General features: G+C 62.8%; 24 protein-coding genes. 18 read left to right on the top strand and 6 right to left on the bottom strand.

Annotated features, from left to right (window positions below; translation table 11 throughout):
* Nucleotides 1-13: 13 nt before the first annotated feature.
* The 7 genes from miaA (at nt 14) to ACJJV2_RS11775 (ending at nt 8,219) form a co-directional block, all read left to right on the top strand.
* On the top strand, nt 14-997 hold the full coding sequence (miaA, locus tag ACJJV2_RS11805; RefSeq protein ID WP_405281064.1) for a tRNA (adenosine(37)-N6)-dimethylallyltransferase MiaA: 984 nt from the start codon (nt 14-16) through the stop codon (nt 995-997).
* 114 nt (nt 998-1,111) lie between these two features.
* Nucleotides 1,112-1,360 (top strand): RNA chaperone Hfq, encoded by a 249-nt coding sequence (gene hfq, locus ACJJV2_RS11800; protein WP_043335203.1) that lies wholly within the window; start codon nt 1,112-1,114, stop codon nt 1,358-1,360.
* Between the two features lie 15 nt (nt 1,361-1,375).
* A complete protein-coding gene (gene hflX / locus ACJJV2_RS11795) occupies nt 1,376-2,746 on the top strand; it encodes a ribosome rescue GTPase HflX (protein WP_052384759.1) in 1,371 nt (456 codons plus the stop codon).
* A 388-nt stretch (nt 2,747-3,134) separates the two neighbouring features.
* Nucleotides 3,135-4,364 carry an FtsH protease activity modulator HflK gene (hflK, locus tag ACJJV2_RS11790; RefSeq protein ID WP_405281059.1) on the top strand — a complete coding sequence of 410 codons (1,230 nt, stop codon included), beginning with the start codon at nt 3,135-3,137 and terminating at the stop codon, nt 4,362-4,364.
* Nucleotides 4,361-5,242, top strand: a complete 882-nt coding sequence (gene hflC, locus ACJJV2_RS11785; RefSeq protein ID WP_405281056.1) for a protease modulator HflC — start codon at nt 4,361-4,363, stop codon at nt 5,240-5,242. Before hflK ends, hflC begins: the two co-directional genes overlap by 4 nt.
* Nucleotides 5,243-5,590: 348 nt before the next feature.
* Nucleotides 5,591-6,775, top strand: coding sequence for an ATP phosphoribosyltransferase regulatory subunit (locus ACJJV2_RS11780; RefSeq protein WP_405281053.1), 1,185 nt, complete (start codon nt 5,591-5,593; stop codon nt 6,773-6,775).
* 148 nt (nt 6,776-6,923) lie between these two features.
* Nucleotides 6,924-8,219, top strand: a complete 1,296-nt coding sequence (locus ACJJV2_RS11775; protein ID WP_405281051.1) for an adenylosuccinate synthase — start codon at nt 6,924-6,926, stop codon at nt 8,217-8,219.
* A gap of 192 nt (nt 8,220-8,411) precedes the next feature.
* Here ACJJV2_RS11775 and ACJJV2_RS11770 read toward each other — a convergent pair whose 3' ends face one another.
* Entirely contained in the window at nt 8,412-8,642 is a 231-nt protein-coding gene (locus ACJJV2_RS11770) for a hypothetical protein (RefSeq protein WP_405281049.1), read from the bottom strand.
* Here ACJJV2_RS11770 and ACJJV2_RS11765 point away from each other — a divergent pair.
* The 8 genes from ACJJV2_RS11765 to ACJJV2_RS11730 all read left to right on the top strand — a co-directional run bounded on the left by ACJJV2_RS11765 (nt 8,641) and on the right by ACJJV2_RS11730 (nt 16,875).
* On the top strand, nt 8,641-9,147 hold the full coding sequence (locus ACJJV2_RS11765) for an SUF system Fe-S cluster assembly regulator (protein ID WP_279831138.1): 507 nt from the start codon (nt 8,641-8,643) through the stop codon (nt 9,145-9,147). The genes ACJJV2_RS11770 and ACJJV2_RS11765 overlap by 2 nt on opposite strands.
* A gap of 135 nt (nt 9,148-9,282) precedes the next feature.
* Entirely contained in the window at nt 9,283-10,725 is a 1,443-nt protein-coding gene (gene sufB, locus ACJJV2_RS11760) for a Fe-S cluster assembly protein SufB (RefSeq protein WP_405281046.1), read from the top strand.
* 74 nt (nt 10,726-10,799) lie between these two features.
* Nucleotides 10,800-11,549 (top strand): Fe-S cluster assembly ATPase SufC, encoded by a 750-nt coding sequence (gene sufC, locus ACJJV2_RS11755; RefSeq protein ID WP_043335213.1) that lies wholly within the window; start codon nt 10,800-10,802, stop codon nt 11,547-11,549.
* Nucleotides 11,549-12,961, top strand: coding sequence for a Fe-S cluster assembly protein SufD (gene sufD / locus ACJJV2_RS11750; RefSeq protein ID WP_405281042.1), 1,413 nt, complete (start codon nt 11,549-11,551; stop codon nt 12,959-12,961). Before sufC ends, sufD begins: the two co-directional genes overlap by 1 nt.
* Nucleotides 12,958-14,202 carry a cysteine desulfurase gene (locus ACJJV2_RS11745; protein ID WP_405281039.1) on the top strand — a complete coding sequence of 415 codons (1,245 nt, stop codon included), beginning with the start codon at nt 12,958-12,960 and terminating at the stop codon, nt 14,200-14,202. Before sufD ends, ACJJV2_RS11745 begins: the two co-directional genes overlap by 4 nt.
* A gap of 165 nt (nt 14,203-14,367) precedes the next feature.
* Complete coding sequence (sufT, locus tag ACJJV2_RS11740) at nt 14,368-14,943, top strand: putative Fe-S cluster assembly protein SufT (RefSeq protein WP_043335218.1); 576 nt, start codon at nt 14,368-14,370, stop codon at nt 14,941-14,943.
* Between the two features lie 255 nt (nt 14,944-15,198).
* Nucleotides 15,199-15,804 carry a YceI family protein gene (locus ACJJV2_RS11735; protein WP_405281035.1) on the top strand — a complete coding sequence of 202 codons (606 nt, stop codon included), beginning with the start codon at nt 15,199-15,201 and terminating at the stop codon, nt 15,802-15,804.
* A 138-nt stretch (nt 15,805-15,942) separates the two neighbouring features.
* Entirely contained in the window at nt 15,943-16,875 is a 933-nt protein-coding gene (locus tag ACJJV2_RS11730) for a vancomycin high temperature exclusion protein (RefSeq protein WP_405281033.1), read from the top strand.
* Nucleotides 16,876-16,979: 104 nt separating this feature from the next.
* On the opposite strand, the gene ACJJV2_RS11725 is transcribed toward ACJJV2_RS11730, so the two are convergent.
* The 4 genes from ACJJV2_RS11725 to ACJJV2_RS11710 all read right to left on the bottom strand — a co-directional run bounded on the left by ACJJV2_RS11725 (nt 16,980) and on the right by ACJJV2_RS11710 (nt 21,000).
* Nucleotides 16,980-17,438 (bottom strand): hypothetical protein, encoded by a 459-nt coding sequence (locus ACJJV2_RS11725; RefSeq protein ID WP_043335223.1) that lies wholly within the window; start codon nt 17,436-17,438, stop codon nt 16,980-16,982.
* A gap of 307 nt (nt 17,439-17,745) precedes the next feature.
* Entirely contained in the window at nt 17,746-18,654 is a 909-nt protein-coding gene (rimK, locus tag ACJJV2_RS11720) for a 30S ribosomal protein S6--L-glutamate ligase (protein ID WP_043335225.1), read from the bottom strand.
* A 197-nt stretch (nt 18,655-18,851) separates the two neighbouring features.
* Nucleotides 18,852-19,361, bottom strand: a complete 510-nt coding sequence (locus ACJJV2_RS11715) for a RimK/LysX family protein (RefSeq protein ID WP_082388802.1) — start codon at nt 19,359-19,361, stop codon at nt 18,852-18,854.
* Nucleotides 19,362-19,875: 514 nt separating this feature from the next.
* The gene (locus ACJJV2_RS11710) at nt 19,876-21,000 is read right to left on the bottom strand and encodes a DUF3549 family protein (protein WP_405281029.1); all 1,125 of its coding nucleotides are present in this window, start codon (nt 20,998-21,000) and stop codon (nt 19,876-19,878) included.
* 780 nt (nt 21,001-21,780) lie between these two features.
* Here ACJJV2_RS11710 and ACJJV2_RS11705 point away from each other — a divergent pair.
* The 3 genes from ACJJV2_RS11705 (at nt 21,781) to ACJJV2_RS11695 (ending at nt 24,098) form a co-directional block, all read left to right on the top strand.
* Entirely contained in the window at nt 21,781-22,515 is a 735-nt protein-coding gene (locus tag ACJJV2_RS11705; protein ID WP_405282216.1) for an amino acid ABC transporter substrate-binding protein, read from the top strand.
* Between the two features lie 147 nt (nt 22,516-22,662).
* The gene (locus ACJJV2_RS11700) at nt 22,663-23,337 is read left to right on the top strand and encodes an amino acid ABC transporter permease (RefSeq protein WP_043335389.1); all 675 of its coding nucleotides are present in this window, start codon (nt 22,663-22,665) and stop codon (nt 23,335-23,337) included.
* Nucleotides 23,334-24,098 carry an amino acid ABC transporter ATP-binding protein gene (locus ACJJV2_RS11695; protein WP_131431600.1) on the top strand — a complete coding sequence of 255 codons (765 nt, stop codon included), beginning with the start codon at nt 23,334-23,336 and terminating at the stop codon, nt 24,096-24,098. The genes ACJJV2_RS11700 and ACJJV2_RS11695 overlap by 4 nt, the downstream gene beginning before the upstream one ends.
* A gap of 180 nt (nt 24,099-24,278) precedes the next feature.
* Here ACJJV2_RS11695 and ACJJV2_RS11690 read toward each other — a convergent pair whose 3' ends face one another.
* Entirely contained in the window at nt 24,279-24,545 is a 267-nt protein-coding gene (locus tag ACJJV2_RS11690; protein ID WP_054556810.1) for a late competence development ComFB family protein, read from the bottom strand.
* Nucleotides 24,546-24,696 lie beyond the last annotated feature (151 nt).

Genomic DNA, 24,696 nt, shown 5'->3' with positions numbered 1-24,696 from the left:
CAGACAATAGGCCATGACCCAGATTCAACCCCCTGAAGATTCCCGATACCACGCGCCTGAGGTGGCTGACAAGCCGCCTGTCGTGTTGTTGATGGGGCCGACGGCCTCCGGCAAGACCGACCTCGCCATTCGCTGGCATGAGGAGCAGGGCGCGGAGCTGGTCAGTGTCGATTCGGCGCTGATCTATCGCGGCATGGATATCGGCACGGCCAAGCCGAGCGCGGCAGAGCTGGCCCGCGCGCCACACCGCCTGATCGACTTTCTCGACCCGCTGGAGAGCTATTCCGCCGCCGAGTTTCGTCGCGACGCGCTGGCGCATATCGCCGAGATCCAGTCCCGCGACAAGATGCCGCTGCTGGTCGGCGGCACCATGATGTATTTCAAGCGTCTGCTGGAAGGCGTGGCGGAGCTGCCGGCAGCGGATGCCGAGCTGCGCGCGGAGCTCGAGGCGCGTATCCAGTCCGAGGGTCTGCCAGCGCTGCATGCGCAGCTGGCGCGGCTTGATCCGGCCACGGCACAGCGCATTCGGGCCACTGATCCACAGCGGCTGACACGCGCGCTGGAGGTCTGTCTGATCAGCGGGCGCCCGATGAGCGAGCTGCTCGCGGAGCAGCCAGAGGCGGAACTTCCGTTCCGGCCGATAGCGATCGCACTGGCGCCCCACGATAGAGCCGTGTTACATGAACGTATCGAGACGCGTTTTGATCAGATGTTGGAACAGGGCTTCATTGCCGAGGTCGAAGCGCTGAAGGCACGTCCGGAGCTGCATGCGGGCCTGCCCTCGATACGTTGTGTCGGCTACCGTCAGGTGTGGGATTTTCTCGATGGCCATCTGAGCCGGGATGAGATGCGCGAACGCGGCATCATCGCGACGCGTCAACTCGCCAAGCGACAGTTGACCTGGTTGCGGAGCTGGCAGGGGATTCACCCGGTGGATTCCATGGGTGTAGATCCTTACAGTGAAACCTTGAAAATCGTGCGCCAGACCTGCACTTAGCGTAACATGAGCGGTCACGACCCGCGCCCGTGAAGCCCCCTCAAGAGGGCAACCCGGAGCGCTGGCGAACATAACCATACTTACCTCGAACGAGACATTTTTACGGAGAGTCACATGTCCAAAGGTCAATCACTCCAGGACCCGTACCTGAACATCCTGCGCAAGGAACGTATCCCGGTCTCGATCTTCCTGGTCAACGGCATCAAGCTGCAGGGCCAGATCGAATCCTTCGATCAGTTCGTGATCCTGCTGCGCAATACTGTCTCCCAGATGGTTTACAAGCACGCTATCTCGACCGTGGTGCCGTCGCGCAATGTGCGCCTGCCGGCCCAGGATCCGAGCGTGCCGTCCACAGAAAGCTGAAGTTAGAGGCGCTGATTGTTCTTCGAACGACCCGAAGCCGGTGAAACGGCCGTCCTGGTGCATGTCAATTTCCGGGACGAAAAAGAACGCGAGGATGCCGGTGAGCTCCTCGAACTCGTACGTTCGGCAGGCGCCGTGCCGGCGACCCTCATCGAGGGTAGCCGGCCCCGCCCCGACTCCCGTACGTTCATCGGAGAAGGCAAGCTTGAGGAAGTGCAAGAGGCCCTGGCCGTGCACGAAGCCGAGCTGGTCATTTTCAACCATTCATTGAGTCCTTCCCAGCAGCGTAACCTCGAAGCCACGCTCAAGTGTCGCGTCATCGACCGTACCGGTCTGATTCTCGACATCTTTGCCCAGCGTGCGCGGACCCATGAGGGCAAGCTGCAGGTGGAACTCGCACAGCTCGAGTACATGTCCACCCGCCTGGTGCGGGGTTGGACCCACCTTGAGCGTCAGAAAGGCGGTATCGGTCTGCGAGGCCCGGGGGAAACCCAGCTCGAGACTGACCGTCGCCTGTTGCGCGCCCGTATCAAGTCGATCCACAAGCGACTCGAGAAGGTGCACAAGCAGCGCGATCAGAACCGCCGTGCCCGTGCGCGTGCCGAGATCCCGAGTCTGTCGCTGGTCGGCTATACCAACGCCGGCAAGTCGACGCTGTTCAACGCGCTGACCACCTCCGAGGTGTACGCCGCCGATCAGCTGTTCGCGACGCTGGACCCGACGCTGCGTCGTCTGGAACTCGAGGATGTCGGTCCGGCAGTCCTGGCCGATACCGTCGGCTTCATTCGTCATCTGCCGCACAAGCTGGTGGAAGCCTTCCAGGCGACCCTGCAGGAAGCGGCGGAAGCGGATCTGCTGGTACATGTCATCGACGCCGCAGACCCGGAGAATGACCGCAATACCGAGCAGGTCAATCACGTCCTGAGCGAGATCGATGCCGGTGATGTTCCGCGTCTGTTGGTCATGAACAAGATCGACCGACTCGACATGGCGCCGCGCATCGAGCGTGATGGTTTCGGTCGTCCGCTGGCGGTGTGGCTGTCGGCACGTGACGGCAAGGGGCTGGATCTGCTGATGCAGGCCTTCGCCGAGCTGCTGTCCGACAACGTCATCTCCATGCAGCTGACGCTGGGGCCTGCCAAGTCCCGTCTGCGGGCAGGCCTGCATGAGCTGGACGCGGTCAAGGACGAGCAATATGACGAGCAGGGCAATGCGCTGCTGGACATTCGTCTCGAGAAACGCGACTTTCTGCAGTTGTTGTCGCATCTTGGTGAATCGCCTGAAGATTATCTCGGCGGTGAACATGACGACCGTGAAGCCTGGCAGCGTGAGCTGTCCGCCGAACGCGCGGAAAAGCATCGCGTGTCGGTCACGCACAAGTCCTGATACCGTCTGGTAACGAGACTTGCGCCGGTGCGCTGCGCAGCAGCTCGATGAGAAGTGGCGCACGAGGCAGCAGCGCACTGTTGTCGCAACGCAGTGGCAAGCACTACCCGGCATCCATCGCCGCGCACGAATGACGATGGATGCCCTCGCGCAGGGCATGACCTGCGCGTCAGAGCAGCGGGCATTCAGCAGGATTGGCTGGATGCCGTCCGACGGACGATGGCCGTCGGGCAGGGCCATGGCCTTCTCCCGCAAGGGACGCGTCGCCATGCCGTACGAGAGAATCGGTCGCCGGAGGCCATCAGGCTCAAGGCACGGAACCGGTCGCAGCTGGCAGGGCGGCGTCATCATAATGACGAGCGGAACATCGACTGAGTGGAGACGACGTATGGCTTGGAATGAGCCGGGTGGCGGCAACCAGCATGACCCGTGGAGCGGCGGTGGTCGCAACGGGGACAAGAAGGGGGGCGGGGGTAACGGCGGTGGCAATGGTGGACCGCCCGACCTCGACGAAGCGCTGAAGAAATTCCAGGACAAGCTCAACGGCATGCTCGGCAATGGCCGCAAGCGTCGTGGCGGTGCCGGTGGCAATGGCAATGGTGGCAACGGTGGCAGCACCAATGCCTTCGCACTGCCGGGCATCATCGGTGTCATCCTGGTCGCCATCTGGGCGGCTTCCGGTTTCTATCTGGTCGATCAGTCAGAGCGTGGCGTCGTGCTGCGTTTCGGCAAGTACAACGACATCGTCGGTCCGGGCCTGCACTGGAATCCGCCGATCATCGACGATGTGCGTGAGGTCAACGTCACCAAGGTGCGTTCGCTCTCCCAGACCAAGTCGATGCTGACCCAGGACGAGAACATCGTCGAAGTCCAGATGTCCGTGCAGTACCAGGTGTCCAACCCGCGTGACTTCCTGCTCAACGTCCGTGCGCCCGAGATCAGTCTCGAGAACGCCATGGACTCTGCGCTGCGTCACGAAGTCGGCAGTGCCGACATGAACGACATCCTGACCTCCGGTCGTGAGCTGTTGGCCAGCAACGTCAAGTCACGCCTGCAGTCCTATCTGGACAACTACGGTGTCGGCCTGACGCTGCAGACCATCAACGTCGAGTCCACCTCTGCGCCGGCAGCGGTCCAGGACTCCTTCGATGACGTCATCAAGGCGCGTGAGGATCGTCAGCGCACGATCAACCAGGCACTGGCCTACGAGAACTCGATTCTCCCGGAAGCCCAGGGTCAGGCGCAGCGCATCATCGAGGAAGCCGAGGGTTACAAGGAGTCCGTGGTCGCGAAGTCCCAGGGTGAAGCCAACCGCTTCACGTCCCTGCTGACCGAGTACCAGAAGGCGCCGGAAATCATCCGCGAGCGCATGTATCTGGAAACCATGGGCGAAGTGCTCGGCAAGACCAACAAGGTGCTGGTGGATGTCGAGAACGGCAATTCCCTCATGTACCTGCCGTTGGACAAGCTGGCCAACAAGTCCAGTGCTGCCGCCGAAGACAGCAGTGGCATGAGTCGTAGCGAGCTGGACCGTGTGTCCCGACAGGCGAGTGATGCCCTGAGCCGCAGCCAGAGCACTGACAGCAGCAACAGCATCCGTCGGGAGGGTCGTCAATGATCAACAATCGCTCACTGATGGCCGTCGCCGGTCTGGCCGTAGTGGCCTGGCTTGGTAGCAACAGCCTCTATACCGTTGATGAGACCCAGCGCGCCATCAAGCTCAAGTTTGGTGAAGTGGTGGAAGACAACATCCAGCCCGGCCTGCACTTCAAGCTGCCGGTCTACAACACGATCCGTACCTTCGATACGCGCGTGTTGACACTGGATGCCCAGGCTAGCCGTTATCTGACCCGCGAGAAGAAGGCTGTCATCGTCGACTCCTTCGTCAAGTGGAAGATCGTCGATCCGAAGCGCTACTACGAAGCGACCTCCGGCGACGAGCAGATGGCCGAGCGCCTGATCGCGCCGCGTGTCGACGAGAGTCTGCGTAACGAGTTCGGCAAGCTCGAACTGGTGCAGATCATCTCCGAACAGCGTGACGCGCTGATGAAGAAGCCCACCGAAGAGCTCGACGAGGTGATGCGCAAGGAGCTGGGGGTGTCGATTCTCGATATCCGCGTCAAGCGTATCGACCTGCCGGACGAAGTCTCCCAGGCGGTCTACGAGCGCATGAAGACCGAGCGTCAGCGTGAGGCACGTGAGTATCGTGCCCAGGGGCAGGAGCAGGCCGAGAAGATCCAGGCCAATGCCGATCGTCGCCGTTCGGTGCTGCTCGCGCAGGCAGAAGAGCAGGCGCAGACCCTGCGCGGTGAAGGTGATGCCTCCGCGGCTTCCATCTATGCCGGTGCCTATGGGGCGGATACCGAGTTCTTCCGCTTCTATCGCTCGCTGCAGGCCTATCGTGACAGCTTCAAAGGCGACAACAACATGATGGTCATGCAGCCGGACAGCGAGTTCTTCCGCTTCTTCAAGGACCCGCAGGGTGGCAGCAAATAAGCAGCATCACTCAGCCCGAAGGCTTGCTTTCGGGGATGTTGCGCGCGGCCTCTTGCAGCATGAGAGGCCGCGCAGTGGATGAACGTCGCTCGAGAGGTTCGCGGGGTTCATCCCACAAGGATTCATGCTAGACTCCTGCAACCGGGCACCGCCCGGTTTTTTTGTGGCCGCTTTTCATGCATAGGCGCAAGGCCGACAGGAAAGCGTCGAGCAGGACCTTGCTTCACGGGTCTCGGTCGGCTGCTGTGAAATCCCCCGCGGGCGTCGTGTTCGTCACGCACGCCAGCCGGGTGAATTTCCTCGCGTCACGAGTCACCCCTTGTCATAAATCTCTCGCAGGATAGCGCAATGACCATCGCAGATCGCTGGCTCCTCCCGGATGGCATGGATGAGGTATTGCCCCCTCAGGCAACCCGTATGGAGGCGCTGCGCCGCGCGCTGCTCGACCTCTATCATCGCTTCGGCTATGACCTGGTGCTGCCGCCGCCCGTCGAATTTCTCGATTCGCTGCTGACCGGCACCGGTACCGAGCTGGATCTGCAGACCTTCAAGCTGACCGACCAGATGACCGGTCGCATGATGGGCGCCAGCGCTGATGTCACCCCGCAGGTGGCACGCATGGACGCTCACTCCCTGCATCGCGAAGGCCCGGTACGTCTGTGCTACTGCGCCAACGTGCTGCGCACCAAGGCGGACAAGCACCAGGGCGGTCGCAGCCCGGTGCAGGTCGGTGCCGAGCTCTTCGGGCATGCCGGTCTTGAGGCTGACCATGAGATCCTGCATCTGGCACTGACCAGTCTCGAGCAGGCCGGTGCCGGTGAGTTGCATCTGGCGCTGGGGCATATCGGTATCTATCGCGCCCTGATCACCGAGGCTGGCATGAGTGTCGAGCACGAGCGTGAACTGTTCGCCGCCATCGAGCGTAAACAGTATTCCGCTCTCGATGCATTGATCGATCGTGTGGTGGGTGACAAGGTAGTGGCAGGCATGCTGAAGGCATTGCCGCACCTGCATGGCGATGAAGAGATTCTTGCCCAGGCACGTACCGCCTTCGCCGGTGCCCCGGCTGCCGTCGCCAGCGCACTTGATCAGCTCTCGGCCTTGAATCAGGTCGTGCGTGAACGCCATCCGCATGTCACGCTGTACTTCGACCTCGCCGAGCTGCGTGGATACGAATATCACACCGGCATGGTGTTCGCGGCCTATGTGCCGGGCTATGGTCAGGCGCTGGCCAAGGGTGGTCGCTACGACGATACTGGACGTGCCTTCGGTCGCGCCCGCCCGGCAACCGGCTTCTCGATGGACCTCAAGCAACTGGCATCTCTCGCTGTGCAGCCTCCTGCCTGTGATGGCATCTGGGCGCCGGCACTCAATGACAGTGCACTGCGCGAATGTGTCGATCAGCTGCGCGCCAGTGGCGAGCGTGTCATCGAGGCGCTTCCGGGTCAGACAACTGGTGCCGACACGCACCGTTGCAACCGCGAGCTGGTCAATGGCGACAGTGGCTGGCAGGTCGTGACGCTCGCGTCCTGAGACTCTCATTGCAGAGAGATCGATGACGTTGAGTGCCTGATAGCAGAACAGCAGGGGCCACTGGGTCCCGAGGTGCAGCTGCCGACAGGGCAGCTGCACTTGTGAGTGGGTTTTCACCGACGGTTATTCACCGAAAGAGATAGGAACCATGGGCAAGAATGTAGTCGTGCTCGGCACCCAATGGGGTGATGAAGGCAAGGGCAAGGTCGTCGACCTGCTGACCGAATCCGCCAGCGCCGTCGTGCGTTTCCAGGGTGGCCACAACGCGGGTCACACCCTGGTGCTGGACGGCAAGAAGACCGTCCTCCACCTGATCCCGTCCGGCATCCTCCACCCGGGCAAGACCTGCGTCATCGGCAACGGTGTCGTGCTGTCTCCGGAAGCGCTGATCAAGGAAATCCGTGAGCTTGAAGCCAATGACGTGCCGGTGCGTGATCGCCTGCGCCTGTCTCCGGCCTGCCCGCTGATCCTGTCCTATCACGTGCGTCTGGACCAGGCGCGCGAGAAGGCGCGCGGCATCGCCAAGATCGGCACTACCGGTCGTGGCATCGGTCCGGCCTACGAAGACAAGGTCGCGCGTCGTGGCCTGCGTCTGGGTGACATGCTCCACCGTGAGCGTTTCGCCTCCAAGCTGGGCGAAGTGCTGGATTACCACAACTTCGTGCTGCAGCACTATCACGGTGAAGCGCCGGTCGACTTCCAGCAGGTGCTGGACGAAGCCATGGAAATGGCCGAAGAGCTGCGCCCGATGGTCTGCGACACCGTGGATCTGGTCCACTCCGTGCGCAAGGCCAACGAGAACATCCTCTTCGAAGGTGCTCAGGGCTCACTGCTCGACATCGACCACGGTACCTACCCGTACGTCACCAGCTCCAACACCACTGCCGGCGGCACCGCCACCGGTTCCGGCGTCGGCCCGCTGTATCTCGACTACGTGCTGGGCATCACCAAGGCCTACACCACGCGTGTTGGCTCTGGCCCGTTCCCGACCGAGCTGTTCGATGAGTTCGGCCGTCACCTGGCAGAGCGTGGTCACGAATTCGGTGCCACCACCGGTCGTGCGCGTCGTTGTGGTTGGTTCGATGCCGTCGCTCTGCGTCACGCCGTGCAGATCAACTCGGTCAGCGGCATCTGCCTGACCAAGCTGGACGTGCTGGATGGTCTCGAGAACATCCGTGTCTGCATCGGCTATCGCAGCAAGGATGGCGACGTGCTGGACAATCCGGTGGATTCCGAAGGCTACGAAGCCATCGAACCGCTGTACCAGGACCTGCCGGGCTGGAGCGATTCCACCATCGGCGTGCGCGAAGTCGACAAGCTGCCGGCCAACGCCCGCGCTTACATCAGCTTCCTGGAAGAGCAGGTCGGCGTGCCGATCGACATCATCTCCACTGGCCCGGACCGCAACGAGACCATCGTGCTGCGCAACCCGTTCCACGGCTGATCATCACGCATGGCTCAGATGAGCCTTGCATGACGGCATGATGGCGTGACCAAGACACCCCGTCGGGATTCTCCCGGCGGGGTGTCTTGCGTTGTGGAGTTGTGGAGGGGGGAGTTGTGCGGGGAGGGGGCTTGAGTAGTGGAGGAGGGTGCGTTGTAGGGAGGGCTTGCGTAGCGGGGCGGCCGTCATCGATCACCTGGCGCGTGCGGGATTGTTGTACAGGATGCCTGGGCTTTCGGGCAGGGCTGGTAGATATTTTAAATGGGAATGATTGTTATTTTTGTTGTGATCGGCGGCTATCTTGTCGGCAAACTGGTTGCCCAGGTCGTAATTCGACGTTTTCGGTGGGGTCCCCGCTTCACATCGTTCTGATACAGGACTAAAATGGTCCCCAATTAATCTTCCCGTGGTGGAGGCCAGCATGCTGAAGCTTTCCAAGATGACCGATTATGCCGCTGTCGTGATGGCGCGCATCGCCCGCGAGCCGGACTCGGCCCATGCGGCGATCGATCTGGCCGAAAGCGTGCAGCTGCCGCATCCCACCGTGAGCAAGACGCTCAAGGCGCTGGTGCGGGCAGGGCTGCTTGAGTCGCGGCGCGGTGCGCTGGGCGGTTATCGCCTGGCACGCCCGGCCAGCCAGATCACGGCCAGCGACATCATCAGCGCCATCGAAGGTCCGGTGGCCGTGACCGAGTGCAGTCACGCCGACGGCGATTGCGAGCTGGTCAACACCTGCGGGGTGGCCGACAACTGGCAGCGCGTCTCGTACGCCATCAGTGAGCTGCTGGGCAGCGTGACACTGGCGCATCTGGCGTCATCCGCGCCACTGCGCATGCCGGTGCAACTGCCGATTCAGGCCATCAGCCTGTACGGGGATGACGAGCCGCCCCCCGTGGCCAGGGCAGCCAACAGCACTGGCAAACGCTAGAACCGGCAAACACTGAATCCGTTGCCGCGCGACACACGTCGCCGTGGCAACACGAACATTCGAACTTCGCTGCGATTCGGGCGGGGTGATCAGGCATCTGAACAGACCCGGAGCTCTCCGGGAGAGGAGACCAGCATGGCGAGCCAGGAGATGGAGCAGCTTGTACAGCGCGAGTACAAGCAGGGCTTCGTGACCGATATCGAGAGCGACACCATTCCGCCGGGACTGGATGAAAGCGTGATTCGCTTCATCTCGGCCAAGAAGGGTGAGCCGGAGTGGATGCTGGAATGGCGCCTGGATGCGTATCAGCAGTGGCTGAAGATGAAGGCACCGTCCTGGGCGCACCTGGATTATCCGGAGATCGACTATCAGGCGATTTCCTATTTCAGCGCCCCGAAGAAGCCGGAAGATCGTCCGCAGAGTCTGGATGAGGTCGACCCCAAGCTGCTCGAGACCTACGAGAAGCTGGGTATCCCGCTGCACGAGCGTGCCGCTCTGGCCGGTGTCGCGGTCGACGCGGTCTTCGACTCCGTGTCCGTGACCACCACCTTCAAGAAGGAGCTGTCCGAGGCGGGCGTCATCTTCTGCTCCATCTCGGAAGCCATCCAGGACTACCCGGAACTGATCAAGCAGTATCTCGGTACCGTGGTGCCCAAGGCAGACAACTACTTCACCGCGCTGAACGCGGCCGTCTTCACCGATGGCTCCTTCGTGTTCGTGCCGGAAGGCGTGACCTGCCCGATGGAGCTTTCCACCTATTTCCGCATCAACGCCGCCAACACCGGCCAGTTCGAGCGCACCCTGATCGTCTGCGAGAAGCAGGCTCAGGTCTCGTATCTGGAAGGCTGTACCGCGCCGCAGCGTGATGACAACCAGCTGCACGCCGCCGTGGTCGAGCTGGTGGCACTGGAAGACGCCTACATCAAGTACTCCACCGTCCAGAACTGGTATCCGGGCGATGAAGACGGCAAGGGCGGCATCTACAACTTCGTCACCAAGCGTGCCGACTGCCGTGGTGACCGCTCCAAGGTCTCCTGGACCCAGGTCGAGACCGGCTCCGCGATCACCTGGAAGTACCCGTCGTGCATCCTGCGCGGCAAGGACAGTGTCGGGGAGTTCTACTCCGTCGCCGTCACCAATGGCCGTCAGCAGGCGGACACCGGGACCAAGATGATCCATATCGGTGAGGGCACCAAGTCCACCATCGTCTCCAAGGGCATCTCGGCCGGTAATTCCGAGCAGTCCTATCGTGGTCTGGTCAAGATCGGCCCGCGGGCCAAGGGCGCGCGCAACTTCACCCAGTGTGACTCGCTGTTGATCGGCGACCGCTGTGGCGCGCACACCTTCCCGTATCAGGAAATCGGCAACGCGACGGCCACCGTCGAGCACGAGGCGACGACCTCCAAGATCGGCGAAGATCAGCTGTTCTACTGCCGTCAGCGCGGCATCAGCGAGGAAGATGCGGTCAACATGATCGTCAATGGCTTCTGCAAGGACGTCTTCCAGGAGCTGCCGATGGAGTTCGCCGTCGAGGCCGAGGCGCTGCTCAACGTCACCCTTGAAGGCGCCGTCGGCTGATCCCGCCGTCCCTTTCGCATTCACCCCATTCTTGAGGGCCGCTCGCGGGCGGCCTGTCAGCAAAAGGTATCAACATGCTCGTAGTCAAAGATCTGCACGTTTCGGTGGAAGGCAAGGAAATCCTCAAGGGTCTCGATCTGACCATCAACAAGGGTGAAGTCCACGCCATCATGGGCCCGAACGGCGCAGGCAAGTCCACGCTGTCTTCCGTGATCGCCGGCAAGGACGGCTATGAAGTGACCTCGGGCACCATTACCTATGAAGGTGAGGATGTGCTGGAGATGGAAGTCGAAGAGCGTGCGCGTGCCGGCATGCTGCTGGGCTTCCAGTACCCGGTGGAAATCCCGGGGGTCAAGAACGTCTACCTGCTCAAGGCGGCGCTGAATGCCAAGCGTGAAGCCGAAGGCCTGGGCGAGATTCCGGCCCCGGAATTCATGAAGCTGATCCGCGAGAAACTGGCCTTCATGCAGATGGACGCCAGCTTCCTGCAGCGCGCTGTCAACGAAGGCTTCTCCGGCGGTGAGAAGAAGCGCAACGAGATCCTGCAGATGCTGGTGCTGGAACCGAAGCTCGCCATGCTCGACGAGATCGACTCCGGCCTCGACATCGATGCCCTCAAGGTCGTCGCCAAGGGCGTCAACTCGCTGCGCAATGAAGACCGCGCCGTGCTGATGGTCACCCACTACCAGCGCCTGCTCGAGCACATCGTGCCGGACCAGATCCACGTGCTGATGGATGGCCGCATCGTCAAGTCCGGCGACAAGTCGCTGGCACTCGAACTCGAAGCCCAGGGCTATGACTGGCTGCAGGAGGAAACCGCGTAATGACAGCACTTGCTACCGCGTCCGTCCCCGGCAGCGAAGCCTTCGCCAGCGAATTCGCTGCCCGCAAGGCCCGCTTTGCGGCCGACCCGAGCTGGATGGCCGCCCGCCGTCAGGCCGGCATCGCCCGCTTTGAAGCCCTCGGCCTGCCGACCCGCAAGGTCGAGGCCTGGAAGTACACCGACACCCAGGCACTGGGTCGTCAGCAATATCGTCTCGCCGACGATGCAAGCCTCGCGCCGGCCGTGAAGGATGCGCTGGCTCTCGACGTCGACGCCTACCGTCTGGTGTTCGTCGATGGCCTCTACAATGCCGAGCTGTCCGATGTGGCAGGCCTGCCCGACACCGTGCGTGTCGTGCCGCTGTCTGACGCCATCGTCAATCAGCCGGAAGTCATCGGCGGCTCGCTGAACCGCCTGACCGGCATCGATTTCACGCCGTTCGTGGCGCTGAACTCCGCCTTCACCGAAGAAGGCGCGGTGATTCAGGTCGGCCCGCGCACGGTGCTCGACAAGCCGGTCTACGTGCTGTTTCTGTCGCGTGCCGCCGTCGTAGGCCAGCCCGTGACCATGAGCCACCCGCGTCTGCTGGTGCAGCTGGGCAGCCGCGCCGAAGCCAGCGTGATCGAGCATCACATCGGTGAGAGCGGCGCGACCAACTTCACCAACATGGTCAGCGAAGTGATGCTGGAGCGCGGCGCCGTGCTCAATCACTACAAGCTGGGCGAAGCCGCCACCGGCGAGACGCATATCGCCTCGCTGCAGGTCGAGCAGCCGCGTGACAGCCAGTATCGCTCCATCAACCTGAACACCGGTGGTGGTCTGGTGCGCAACGATATCGTCTGCGACCTGAACGGCAACAACGCCCATGCACGCCTCGATGGCCTGTTCTTCGGTCGTGATCGCCAGCACGTGGACACCCACTCGCTGGTCAATCACAACGAGGCACTGACGTTCTCCGACGAGAACTACAAGGGCATCCTGGCCGACCGCGCCCGCGGCGTCTTCAATGGCCGCGTGCTGGTCAAGCGCGACAGTCAGCAGATCGAGGCGCATCAGAACAACGCCAACCTGCTGCTGTCGGACCGCGCTGAGATCAACACCAAGCCGGAACTCGAGATCTACGCCGATGACGTCAAGTGCTCCCACGGCACCACGACCGGTCAGCTCGACGAGACCGCCGTGTTCGCGCTGCGCGCCCGTGGCATCGATGAGCAGACCGCCCGTGGCCTTTTGACCCTGGCCTTCGCCAACGAAGTCATGACCGGCCTGGGCATCGACGCCATCGCCGAGCGCATCGAGCGCAGTGTCGCGGGACGCCTGCCGTCACGCTTCCACCTCGATGAGCTGGTCGATCTCAGCGTCGAGCTGGGCGGTGGCGCCGTGGCGGTGGCACGTGATGAGGACTTTGCATGAGCGCACTCGACAACCTGATGCTCGACGTCGTGCGGGTACGCGAGGATTTTCCGATTCTCGAGCGTCGTGTGCATGGTGATGTGCCGCTGATCTATCTGGACAGCGCCGCCACCAGCCAGACGCCGACCGCCGTCATCGACGCGATGAGCGACTACTACCGCAAGACCAATGCCAACATCCACCGGGGTCTGCATACCCTGGCGGATGAGGCGACGGCGGCCTTCGAAGGCACGCGTGAGAAGGTGCGCAACTTCATCAATGCGCGTCTGACGCGAGAAGTCATCTTCACGCGTGGCACCACCGAGGCGATCAATCTGGTCGCCAACAGCTGGGGTGCCAACTGGCTGAACGCCGGCGATGAAGTGCTGATCTCGGTGATGGAGCATCATGCCAACATCGTGCCGTGGCAGCTTCTGGCCGAGCGTCTCGATATCGTCATCAAGGTCATCCCGTGTGACGACGATGGTGTGCTCGACATGGCGGCCTACCGCGACCTGCTGGGCGAGAAGACGCGTCTGGTCTGCGTCAATCAGGTCTCCAACGCCCTGGGCAGCATCAACCCGGTGGCCGAGATGGCGAAGCTGGCACACGCTCACGACGCGCTGATTCTGGTCGATGGCGCCCAGGCGGTGCCGCATCAGCAGGTCGATGTGCGCGAGATCGATGCTGACTTCTATGTCTTCTCGGGCCACAAGATGTACGGCCCGACCGGCATCGGTGTGCTCTACGGCAAGGAAGCGCTGCTGGAGGCGATGCCGCCGTGGCAGGGTGGTGGTGAGATGATCCGCACGGTGTCGTTCGAGAATGGCACCCTGTTCGCGGACCTGCCGCACAAGTTCGAGGCCGGCACGCCGCCCATCGCCGAGGTCATTGGACTGGGCAAGGCCATCGACTGGCTGGACTGCACCCACATGGCGCTGATCACGCGCTGGGAACAGCAGCTGATGCGTCATGCCAGCGAGCGCATGCGCGAAGTGGACGGCCTGCGCATCATCGGCAACTCGCCCGACAAGGCGGGCGCGATCTCCTTCGTGGTCGATGGTGCCCACGCCCAGGATATCGGTCTGCTGATCGACCAGCTGGGGGTCGCCATCCGTACCGGCCACCACTGCGCGCAGCCGGTGCTGCGTCGCTTCGGTGTCGACGCCACCTGTCGGGCTTCCTTCGCGGCCTACAACACGCCGGAAGAGATCGACATGTTCGTCGATGCCCTGCAGCGTGTGCTGACCATGGTGCGCTGAGCACCCCCTGCGGTGGCCCTGACGGGCGCTGATCAATGAGGCTCGCGCATGGCGGGCCTCATTGGTATCGGCCCTTGCCAGGGGGTGTTGTCACCCGCACGTCTTGAGTGAACCAACAGAATTCACGAGCCGCATGCCTGTCATGCGGCTCGGCAAGGAGAGGGCATGAGCCACACTGAAGACCAGCTGGCCAGCCTCGGCAAGGGCCAGAAGATGCCGTTGCAGCGGGACGTGGAGGGCATCTCGGTACCGTTCGGCAAGTCGGTGACCCTGCACGAGGACTCGGTGGTCGAAGTCATGCAGGCCAAGGGCGGCACCGTCAGCGTCGCCTTCGAGGGTCGCATGTACCTGATCGAGAGCTTCAGCCTCGATGCGCTGGGGCTGGACGCCGTGCCGCGTCCGCATCTGCCGGCCGGCCAGAGCGATGCCGACATCGAGGCCTTCGTCTGGGCCCAGCTGCGCACCTGCTTCGACCCCGAGATCCCGGTCGACATCGTCGAGCTGGGGCTGGTCTATGGCTGTCGTATCGACACCCTGATCAGCGGCGAGAAGATGGTCAATCTCAAGATGACGTTGACCGCGCCGGGCTGCGGCATGGGAAACGTCATCGCCGAGGATGCCAAGCGCAAGATTCTCGGCGCCGAGGATGTCTCCAAGGTCCACGTCGAGATCGTGTTCTCGCCTGCCTGGTCGCGCGAGATGATGAGTGAGGACGCCCGCCTGGAACTGGGCATGTTCTGAGCATCATCAGCGCACCTTAGTCGTCTGCTGTTGTCGCCCTTAACTGACTGCGGCACCCTGGAGGCCTTTCATGGCCGTCAGTCGCAGTATCACTCGGGTGAGATGCAGCAAACGCAACCGGATGGGCGGGAACCTCTCGTCCATCCGGCTATCCAATTCACGTTGCTGAGCGTCCGGGCAAGTTGCTGCCTCGGGCCGCGTCGGCACGTCCGTTTGACGGTTTCCCGTATCACCAGCCTCAAGGAAGACTCCCCAATGCGATTCCAGACTGCGCTGCGCACCCTGACCGCCACCCTGATCCTGAGCACCCCTGCCAGCGCGCAGGCCGCCTGGAAGCTGGATGGCGATGTGTCACAGCTGAGCTTCCAGACCACCAAGATGGCCAAGTCGGGCGCCAGCACCGTCGAGACGGATGCTTTCACCTCCTGGCGGGCGCGCGTCAATGACGCCGGCCAGCTGTCGGTGGAGATCGACCTCGACTCCGCCAGTACCGGCATCGACATTCGTGACCAGCGCGTCAGCGAGAAGCTGTTCGAGTCCGGCACCTATCCGTTGGCCGTGATGACCGCCAGTCTCGACATGCCGACCCTCAAGGTGATGGAGCCGAGCGATACCCAGCAGGTGGATGTCGAAGGCCAGCTGACGCTGCACGACAACACCCAGAACCTGCCGATGAGCCTGCAGGTGACGCGCCTGCGTGGCGATCGCTGGCTGGTGCAGACCCTCACGCCGGTGATGGTCGATGCTGAGCAGTTCGCGCTGGTCGATGGCATTCGCACCCTGCGTGACCTGGCCGGGCTTGGCAATATCGCGACCCAGGTGCCGGTCAACGTCAAGGCCGTGATGGTGCAGGAAGACTGAGCGGAGTCACCCGCATGCGTGGCCGGGGAACAGTCAATGCTGGCAGAGCCTCGGCCGCTTGGGTAGGCTGGGCGCTCATGCCTGCACGATGTGACGGTAACGGCAGGAAAGACAGGCAGGGATGGGCGTGAGGAAGAGATGCAGCGAGTGATCATGCGGGCTGGCTGGACCATCGTCGGTCTGCTGGCCGCCGGTGCAATGACGGTGGTCGGGCTCAACCTCTGGGTCGTGATGGCAACGCACGATCGCATTGCCACGTCACCGCTGATCTGTCAGAGCCGTGAGGTGGGGATCGTGTTCGGCACCTCCCACGGCCTGGTGGGCGGGGGCAGCAATCCGCACTATCAGGCGCGCCTCGATACCGCCGCCCAGCTCTACCGCCTGCGCCGCGTCTCCAACCTGCTGCTCTCGGGAGACAACCGCACGCGTTACTACAATGAGCCGATGACCATGTGGCGTGATCTGCGAGCGCGCAACGTGCCGCAGGAGTTCATGACGCTCGATTACGCGGGCTTCTCCACCTTCGATACCCTCGTGCGAGCGCACAAGGTCTTCGGTGTCGACGAGGCGGTGCTGGTCACCCAGCCGTGGCATTTGCCGCGTGCGCTGTTCATCGCCGATGCGCTGGGTCTGGAGGCGGTGGGCTGTCCGGCCATCTCCGAGCGCCAGCCGCCGGGGCTCAAGCTGATGCTGCGCGAGTGGCTGGCCCGTGCGGCGACAGTGGGTGATCTCTACCTGTGGGGGCGCAAGCCGCGCTTCCTCGGGCCGCAGGAGTCGCTGCCGACGCCGGTGTTGTCATCGCACTCATCTTCGCAGCCCTCATCATCTCACTCCTCAGACAAGCACGTGATGTCGCCGTCGGAGGGCACCGTGACAGCCGGAGCAGGGCAGCAGGCCGCTGTCAGTCGTGATGTGGCGGATGGAGTGGATGTGACGGATGAAGAGAACGCTGCCGACACGCCGGACCCGCATGCCCTCGCGCGTCAGGCGCAGGCAAGCCTGCTGGCGAGTCTGCCCGGAGTGAAGCAGGCATTGCTCCAGTGGCTGCCTGTCAGGTCTGATACGAACTAGCCACGCACTGGTCTCGCCAGACGCACAGGGTCAATACGAAGACGCCCCGCACTTCCTTGGAAGGCGGGGCGTCTTGCGTTCATGGCCTGGCGGCGGGCAGGTGGCTAGCCGGCGCGGCGGCGGGCGGCCTGACCTGTCTGGTGACGGTACAGCTCGCGAATCAGATGGCGGCAGTTGTGGAAGATGCCTTCCAGTACCTTTTCCATGCTGTCAGGCAGCGGATGCGTGAAGGCGGTCGAGCAGGCCTGCATCAGGACGCGTTCCTGTTCGAGCAGCTCGTTGATCAGCACCTGATTGTCATTGCCGACGATGCTCTTCAGGCGACTCCACAGCCACATGTAGTCATCGCGCTCGACATCGGCGTCGCGCGGCATCAGGCTCAGATGCTTGCGTGTCTCGACTTCCAGGGCCTGTTTGAGCTCGACACGGCTCGCATAGAAGGGCTCGAAGGCCTTCAGGAGCGCGGGACGCAGCCGTTCGGCGTTATCCTCGAAATAATCAAGACTGTCTGCCAGGGCTTCCTGGACGCTATCCATCGCCACCTGGCGATTGTCGAGAAACATGGGCGGTCACCTCCTCCGTCAGAAGAGATTGTGCGGGTGAAAACAGTGTTTTTCTACCCCTGAAGGGCAGAAAGTCAGGATATTTATTCCCGCACTGTCAATCCCTGCAGTTTACGACAATACAATGACGTTCTGGTGACGATCATCGTTGCCTTCCAGACGCTGTCCTTGCCCTGTTTCCATCGCTCACGCTCGTACACGCGCGGCCATCTGACCCAGAAACGCCAAGGGTGCAGTCATGACGACCTGCACCCTTGGGAAGCGTTGCGCGCAATGCTCTCAGGCTTCAGGCCTAAGGCTCAAGCCCTCAGCCCTTGGGCTTGGGCGGAATCTTCTTGGCCGGCGCGGCGGACTTGGCGATGTGATCGATGATCAGGCCGGCGATGTCCTTGCCGGTGGCCGTCTCGATCCCCTGCAGGCCCGGCGAGGAGTTCACTTCCATGATCACCGGACCATGATTGGCGCGCAGCAGGTCGACACCGGCGACGGACAGGCCCATGGCCTTGGCGGCGCGGATGGCGGTGGAGCGCTCTTCCGGCGTGATGCGGATCTCGCTCGCGGTGCCGCCACGGTGCAGGTTGGAGCGGAACTCGCCATCAGCCGCCTGACGCTTCATTGACGCCACCACCTTGTCACCCACCACCAGGCAGCGGATGTCGGCGCCACGCGCTTCCTTGATGTATTCCTGCACCATGATGTTGGCTTTCATGCCCATGAAGGCCTGGATCACGCTCTCGGCGGCCTGGTTGGTCTCGGCGAGTACCACGCCGATGCCCTGGGTGCCTTCGAGCAGCTTGATGACCAGTGGCGCACCCTTGACCATGGTGATCAGGTCGGGGATGTCATCCGGCGAATGCGCGAAGCCGGTGACCGGCAGGCCCAGCCCCTTGCGCGACAGCAGCTGCAGGGAGCGCAGCTTGTCGCGTGAGCGAGAGATGGCCACGGAATCATTGACCACGTAGGTGCCCATCATTTCGAACTGACGCAGCACGGCGCAGCCATAGAAGGTGACGGAGGCACCGATGCGCGGCACGACGGCGTCGAAGTGCTCGATCTCGGCGCCCTTGTAATGGATGGAGGGGCGGTGCGAGGCGATGTTCATGTAGCAACGCAGCGTGTCCACCACGCGTGCGGTGTGGCCACGTGCCTCGGCGGCCTCGATCAGGCGACGGGTGGAGTAGAGGCGTGAGTTACGCGACAGGATACCGATATGCATGAAATCCTCCGGAGCCGAATGGGCCAGACAGAGATAGGAATGAATCAGAAGAAGACTGACGTGATGCCCGTCAGGAGGCGTGGTATTCGCCGGTGAAGCCCTTGTCGTCTCGAGGCGTCACGCGATGCAGATGGCAGCGGGGCCAGCGCCTTGAGGCGAGATGCCGAAGCATGCCGCCGCGCGCCTGGCTGGTGCCGTCAGGGTTCGCCATGCAGATAGGCGGCGCCTGGTGCGACCAGCAGGCGACGCAGGGCACGGCGCCCCAGCAGAATGGGGTGACGCATCTGGGAGCGGTCCACCAGCGTCATGTCGATATCGTAGTCGAGCCCGGCCAGCTTCATGCGCGAGCGGATCGCGTAGCGCCATTCGGCCTGACCATTGGATGAGCGCACGCGGCGGCGATCATGCACCGGCGTCTCGACCGTATGCGGCGGGGAGTCGCTACCGCCGGTCCGGGTGATGAAGCGAACCCACAGATCATCGTTATGTTCGAAGACCTCGATGCTCTCGGCATGCAGCGCACTGGAATGCGCACCGGTGTCGATCTTGGCATTGAGGTGCAGCTTGAGTTCCGGCAGCTCGATCAGCTCACGCCGACCCACCACGCCCCGCGGACGAAAGCCCAGCAGGTCATGATTCAGTGTCTTGAGATCGAGGGGCGGTGCCTTGTCGATGTGATGACGCGAAGTGTTCTTGTGATGCGACATGTTTCATCCTGAATCAGAGGGCGTGAGCGAAGCGGGCAGCGGCTCACGGCATGAAGACACCGGGCAGGCGCGGCACAGCGTAATGTGCGTTGCCGGCATGGCGGGGTAATGGCCAGGCGGGCGCGCAGCATAGTCACTTAACGTACTGACAGCAATCCTTGCTGAAGCCTCTTTTTTCGCCTCACGAAGCGGGGGATGACGGTGGCGCGGACAGCGCCCGGCAAAACCGCCCCGGGCATGCGGTCATGGCACGTGGTCATGGCACGCGGTCATGGCGCGCTTTCATCGGCGCCGGACGCCTCGCTTGCGGGCGCTGGGCAAGTCACCCACGGCCACAGGCGCGGGTGACGTCGTGCCGGTGGCGCGTTGCCGCGCGCCCTGTTCACCGGTGCTGATCAGCCCCGATTCCATGCCTTGAGCAAGTGTCCGATCGAGTGTCTGTTCAAGTGTTCGATCAAGTGTCGTGGGTTATGCGCATGATCTCAAGCACTGTCACCTGTGGGCATGCCCGGCGTCAATGACGCGGGGCAGGATTGCCGGTATCGGCCTGGCGAGTCAGGGCGGCGAGCGCCTGACCCAGCGGGCTGTCCGCGCTTGCATTGCGCAGCGTCATCAGCACCGGCAGACGCAGACGCGGAATCAGGGCGAGGTCGCGGGCCAGGGCAGCGAAGTTGGCCTGCGGGCAGCTGGCCAGGCGGGTCAGGAAGACCGGCAGACGTTCGGCATCTTCCAGGTGGGCGTAGCCGCGCGCGGCGATCGCGACCAGCACGTCGACATTGACGGCCTCGTCGTCGGCCAGCAGGGCGTCGATCCACTCCGCCGCCGCAGGGCGTGGGCTGGCACCGGCGGCCCGCAGGCAGGCGCACAGCGTCTCCAGGTCCCCCAGGTCACGCGCGGCCTGGCCACGCGCGATCAGGGCGGAGAGCAGCTCGGTCTCGTATTCCTCCGGCAGCGGGGCGGCCAGCTGGGCATGGGCGGGCGGCGCCTGCTCCAGACACAGCGCGATGGCGCGCAGCGGCGTGTCCGGCAGATCAGCCAGACGCTGCACGAAGGCCGCGGCAAGCTCGCTGGACAACTCGCCGCGTCGTGTCAGCACGTCGGCAATACCCTGCAGGCCGAGTGACGGCCAGTCATCCAGCGGTAGCTGGGCGGTGAGATACTGCTCGGCGAGCTCGTAGTACTGGCTGGCAGGGCGGTCGCAATCGAGGCTGGCGCGGGCGTGCAGCATGGCGCGAAGGCTGTCATCCGGCGTGAGGGCCAGCGGGTTGTCCTGCATCAGGTTGTCGATCTTGCCTGCCTCGGCCTGCTGGATATCAGGCCGGCCGACGGTCAGCGCCGTCTGACCCAGCGTCGTGATCAGGCGTTCGAGGAAGGCGTCGCGTTGCGCGGGGGACAGACGACCTTCTTCATCCAGCGGCAGGGCCAGAAACCACACCAGCGGATCGTCGAGCCCGGCCGGACGGAACACGCATGCCAGGCGTGCCTGACCCTTGAAGGGCTGCTCCCACGGCTGCTGTTCGGTCTCGAAGGCTTCGAGTTGCTCAAGACTGAGCGGCGCCAGGGTGCGGCCCAGGTGATAAAGGTGCAGCTCGGCGCCGGTGCGTGTGAAGAAGTTGCTCAAGGAAGAGAGAGGAGTCATGAGGCTCACCACGGCTGTGTCTCCGCCACGCCTTGGCTGGGCGTGCGGAAGAACGGAAGAAAAGAGTCTTGTCGAGCATCATTGCCACGCGTGGCATGTGTCGCTGAGTGACAGCTGCCGGCGCGTGACATGTGCCTGAGCATGTCTGGAATGGCAGCGACTTTAGCGATTCACCGGCTGTCATGCCACCCGCTGGCGTGTGATGACGGCCAGAGGGAAGAGGGCGACCTGATCCTATTATGGCCGCTCTTTCGACCCGTGATGGCTTGACAGATGACGCGGCACCTCAAGTCCCGCTGAGCGTTTTGCAGGTTGATGATTTTTTGATCAATTTTCGTCATCCCACGGCTGGCGCGGCTTGCAGCGTGACCGAGACGGGTTATCCACAGCATCGTCCACGGATGGCGTGAATAACTGTCATCCACTTGTCGTCAGGCTGACATCTAGCGCTGCAGGTAGCCCAGACGGCGTCACTGGCCCGCCATGGCAGGCATGCTAGAATCGCGCTCATTGACACAATTGCTGTCTTATTCCTTCTGGTTATGACCTTAAGGGATGAAATGATTGGGAATGCGGGGCAGTCCCGTTATCCTATACAACCAAATCACATATAAAAGGCTGTGCTTATACCTGTTCTGTTGGCTCGACATCCGCGATCAGCCGAATGTCAGCGACCGTCCAGCGCCAAAGGCTCAGTCTTGCGATCCACGAGGAATCCCGATGCGCCAATCACGTTCGCTCGCAGCTGTCTTCTCTTCTACCGCTCTCAAGGGCGCCGTGATGGCTGCCGCGCTGGGCGCGACCACCCTGGGCAGCCTGGCGGCACAGGCTGACACCCTCAAGGTCGGCATGTCGGGCGGCTACTTCCCGTTCACCTTCGTCAAGCAGGACAAGCTGCAGGGCTTTGAAGTGGATGTCCTCAACGCCGTCGGCGAGATCACCGGCGACGACATCGAATTCGTGACCATGAGCTTCTCCGGCCTGATCGGCTCGCTGGAAGCCGGCCGCATCGACACCGTGGCCAACCAGATCACCATCACCGATGCGCGTAAGGCCAAGTTCGCCTTCACCCAGCCCTACGTCTATGACGGAGCTCAGGTGGTCAAGCGTCGCGGCAATGACGAGATCACTGGCGTCGAGTCCCTCAAGGGCCACAGCGTAGCGGTCAACCTGGGCTCCAACTACGAAGCGCTGATGAAAGAGCTGCCGTACGCCGACCAGATCGACATCAAGACCTATGAGTCCAACATCGAGCAGGACACCGCTCTGGGCCGTGTCGATGCCTTCGTGATGGACCGCGTCAGTGCAAGCCAGGTGATCCAGAAGACGCCGCTGCCGCTGGAACTGGCTGGCAAGCCGTTCTCGCGCCTGGAGAACGCACTGCCGTTCCGCAAGGACGCCGAAGGCGAGGCCAAGCGTGACGAGGTGGATGCCGCGCTGACCGAGCTCAAGGAAAATGGCCGCCTGGCCCAGATTTCCAACAAGTGGTTCGGCAACGACATCACCACGCCTTGAACATTGCCCGCTGCGCCCTGATACAAGGGCGCATGCCAGGATGTCATGTGCAAACGGGGTGACGGCTTGACCGTCGCCCCGTTGTCGTCATGTCGACGGGTGTCTTCCCAGACCCTCAGCCAAGCCCCCAGCCTGTCCGGATAACGAATGGATACTCTCAATATCGATTACATGCTTGGCCTGTTGCCGGTCATGCTCAAATACCTGCCACTGACACTCAAGATGGCCTGTATCGGCATGGTGGCCGCGCTGGTACTGGCTTCGCTGTTGGCGGTAGTGCGGGTGCTCAAGGTGCCGGTGCTGAATGCGCTGACCATCGTGTTCATCTCCTTCTTCCGCGGCACGCCGCTGCTGGTGCAGTTGTTCCTGTTCTACTACGGCCTGCCGCAGGTGATGGCGTTCCTGACCCAGATCGATGGCGTCACCGCGACGATTCTCGGCCTGACGCTGCACTTCTCGGCCTACATGGCCGAATCCATCCGCGCCGCCATCGTCGGGGTCGATCGCAGCCAGACCGAGGCGGCGCTCTCGATCGGCATGACCAATGTCCAGCTGATGCGGCGCATCGTGCTGCCACAGGCGGCCCGCGTGGCGGCCCCCACGCTGATGAACTACTTCGTGGACATGATCAAGTCCACGTCGCTGGCCTTCACGCTGGGGGTGACCGAGTTGATGGGTGCGACCCAGAAGGAAGCGGCCAGCAGCTTCCTGTACTTTGAATCCTTCATCATGGTGGCCATCGTCTACTGGGTGATGGTGGAAGGGCTGTCCTTCGTGCAGCGCTGGATGGAGAAACGTCTCAACAAGGCCTATCAGCGATGATTGCAGTCAGAAATCTGGTCAAGAAATTCGGCGGTCAGGCCGTACTCGATGGCATCACTCTGGAAGTGAAGCAGGGTGAGATCATCGTCGTCATCGGCCCGTCAGGCACCGGCAAGTCCACGCTGCTGCGCTGCATCAACTTCCTCGAGCAGCCCGATGGTGGCGAGATCCAGATCGGCGAACGCAAGGTCGAGGCCACACGCGCCAGCCGTCACGACATTCTCGGTCTGCGTCGCAGCAGTGCCTTCGTGTTCCAGAACTATGCGCTGTTCGCCAACAAGACGGCGCTGGAGAACATTGCCGAGGGCCTGATCGTCGTCAATGGCTGGCCAAAGGCCAAGGCGCACCAGCGAGCGCGCGAGATTCTCGAGCGTATCGGCATGAGCGAGAAGGCGGATGCCTTCCCGGCGGCTCTGTCAGGTGGTCAGCAGCAGCGTATCGGCATCGGGCGCGCCATGGCCGCCCAGGCCGAGGTGATCCTGTTCGATGAGCCGACCTCGGCACTGGACCCGGAATGGGTCGACGAGGTGCTGGAGCTGATGAAGCAGCTGGCGGTCGAGCGCCAGACCATGATCGTGGTCACCCACGAGATGCAGTTCGCGCGGGAAGTCGCCGACCGCGTCATCTTCATGGAAGGCGGGCGTATCGTCGAACAGGGGCCGCCGAGCCAGCTGTTCAGTGCGCCGAAGGATGACCGCACGCGCGCCTTCCTGCGCAAGGTGCTGGATGAAGTGCCGCCGCAGTGCGCCGAGGGAATCTGATGCTGCCCGGTTGAGGTAATGCCCCTCAGGTCACGTGAGGTAACGCCTCGGGCAGCACCTGCGACAGACACAACGGCCACCGCGACAGATATCGCGGTGGCCGTTGTCGTTTCTCTGGCGGTGATCATTGATCCGCTTCTGGTGTTGCAGGGCGACGCTTCATGGGGTCGCAGCGCGTGGCTAGCCGTGGCGGGGCATCGAACGCACCTTGTCGAAGGCTTCCTGAAGCGCCATCGAGACGCGCTCTTCCAGCAGCTCCTGCTCGGCGGGCGCCATGTAGAACGCCATGTCGACGTCGTGACGGATATAGCGGGGCGCCAGCTGATTGAGCGCGATGCAGGCCACGTCTTCGCGGCTGTCGACATCCATGGCGTGGCTATCGGGATGCAAGCGCAGCTGGTCGAGCACCAGCTGCTCCATGTAGTTGTGTACGCCTGCGCTTTCCATGTGTATTGCCTCCTGGTGATGGGTGCTATCTCCCATGCAGGGCCGTGCCCCCTGACATGTCGATCCCTTCAGTGTGCTCATCAGTATCTTCATCCGAGCAGACTCTCTGTGACGCTCTCCCTCCCGCCGCCAGCACGGGTGCTGGCGGCGG

The organism is Cobetia sp. Ld8 (genome assembly GCF_045066615.1).
GTDB classification, from domain to species: domain Bacteria; phylum Pseudomonadota; class Gammaproteobacteria; order Pseudomonadales; family Halomonadaceae; genus Cobetia; species Cobetia amphilecti.
Note: the sequence above shows the minus strand (reverse complement) of the source record. Positions and strands in the feature narration are given on the sequence as shown.

What these genes read in the sequence shown, in the direction of transcription:
- miaA (WP_405281064.1), top strand. Translation starts at nt 14, where the DNA reads ATGACCCAGATTCAACCCCCTGAAGATTCCCGATACCACGCGCCTGAG.
- hfq (WP_043335203.1), top strand. Translation starts at nt 1,112, where the DNA reads ATGTCCAAAGGTCAATCACTCCAGGACCCGTACCTGAACATCCTGCGC.
- hflK (WP_405281059.1), top strand. Translation starts at nt 3,135, where the DNA reads ATGGCTTGGAATGAGCCGGGTGGCGGCAACCAGCATGACCCGTGGAGC.
- hflC (WP_405281056.1), top strand. Translation starts at nt 4,361, where the DNA reads ATGATCAACAATCGCTCACTGATGGCCGTCGCCGGTCTGGCCGTAGTG.
- ACJJV2_RS11780 (WP_405281053.1), top strand. Translation starts at nt 5,591, where the DNA reads ATGACCATCGCAGATCGCTGGCTCCTCCCGGATGGCATGGATGAGGTA.
- ACJJV2_RS11775 (WP_405281051.1), top strand. Translation starts at nt 6,924, where the DNA reads ATGGGCAAGAATGTAGTCGTGCTCGGCACCCAATGGGGTGATGAAGGC.
- ACJJV2_RS11765 (WP_279831138.1), top strand. Translation starts at nt 8,641, where the DNA reads ATGCTGAAGCTTTCCAAGATGACCGATTATGCCGCTGTCGTGATGGCG.
- ACJJV2_RS11770 (WP_405281049.1), bottom strand. Translation starts at nt 8,642, where the DNA reads ATGCTGGCCTCCACCACGGGAAGATTAATTGGGGACCATTTTAGTCCT.
- sufB (WP_405281046.1), top strand. Translation starts at nt 9,283, where the DNA reads ATGGCGAGCCAGGAGATGGAGCAGCTTGTACAGCGCGAGTACAAGCAG.
- sufC (WP_043335213.1), top strand. Translation starts at nt 10,800, where the DNA reads ATGCTCGTAGTCAAAGATCTGCACGTTTCGGTGGAAGGCAAGGAAATC.
- sufD (WP_405281042.1), top strand. Translation starts at nt 11,549, where the DNA reads ATGACAGCACTTGCTACCGCGTCCGTCCCCGGCAGCGAAGCCTTCGCC.
- ACJJV2_RS11745 (WP_405281039.1), top strand. Translation starts at nt 12,958, where the DNA reads ATGAGCGCACTCGACAACCTGATGCTCGACGTCGTGCGGGTACGCGAG.
- sufT (WP_043335218.1), top strand. Translation starts at nt 14,368, where the DNA reads ATGAGCCACACTGAAGACCAGCTGGCCAGCCTCGGCAAGGGCCAGAAG.
- ACJJV2_RS11735 (WP_405281035.1), top strand. Translation starts at nt 15,199, where the DNA reads ATGCGATTCCAGACTGCGCTGCGCACCCTGACCGCCACCCTGATCCTG.
- ACJJV2_RS11730 (WP_405281033.1), top strand. Translation starts at nt 15,943, where the DNA reads ATGCAGCGAGTGATCATGCGGGCTGGCTGGACCATCGTCGGTCTGCTG.
- ACJJV2_RS11725 (WP_043335223.1), bottom strand. Translation starts at nt 17,438, where the DNA reads ATGTTTCTCGACAATCGCCAGGTGGCGATGGATAGCGTCCAGGAAGCC.
- rimK (WP_043335225.1), bottom strand. Translation starts at nt 18,654, where the DNA reads ATGCATATCGGTATCCTGTCGCGTAACTCACGCCTCTACTCCACCCGT.
- ACJJV2_RS11715 (WP_082388802.1), bottom strand. Translation starts at nt 19,361, where the DNA reads ATGTCGCATCACAAGAACACTTCGCGTCATCACATCGACAAGGCACCG.
- ACJJV2_RS11710 (WP_405281029.1), bottom strand. Translation starts at nt 21,000, where the DNA reads ATGACTCCTCTCTCTTCCTTGAGCAACTTCTTCACACGCACCGGCGCC.
- ACJJV2_RS11705 (WP_405282216.1), top strand. Translation starts at nt 21,781, where the DNA reads ATGGCTGCCGCGCTGGGCGCGACCACCCTGGGCAGCCTGGCGGCACAG.
- ACJJV2_RS11700 (WP_043335389.1), top strand. Translation starts at nt 22,663, where the DNA reads ATGGATACTCTCAATATCGATTACATGCTTGGCCTGTTGCCGGTCATG.
- ACJJV2_RS11695 (WP_131431600.1), top strand. Translation starts at nt 23,334, where the DNA reads ATGATTGCAGTCAGAAATCTGGTCAAGAAATTCGGCGGTCAGGCCGTA.
- ACJJV2_RS11690 (WP_054556810.1), bottom strand. Translation starts at nt 24,545, where the DNA reads ATGGAAAGCGCAGGCGTACACAACTACATGGAGCAGCTGGTGCTCGAC.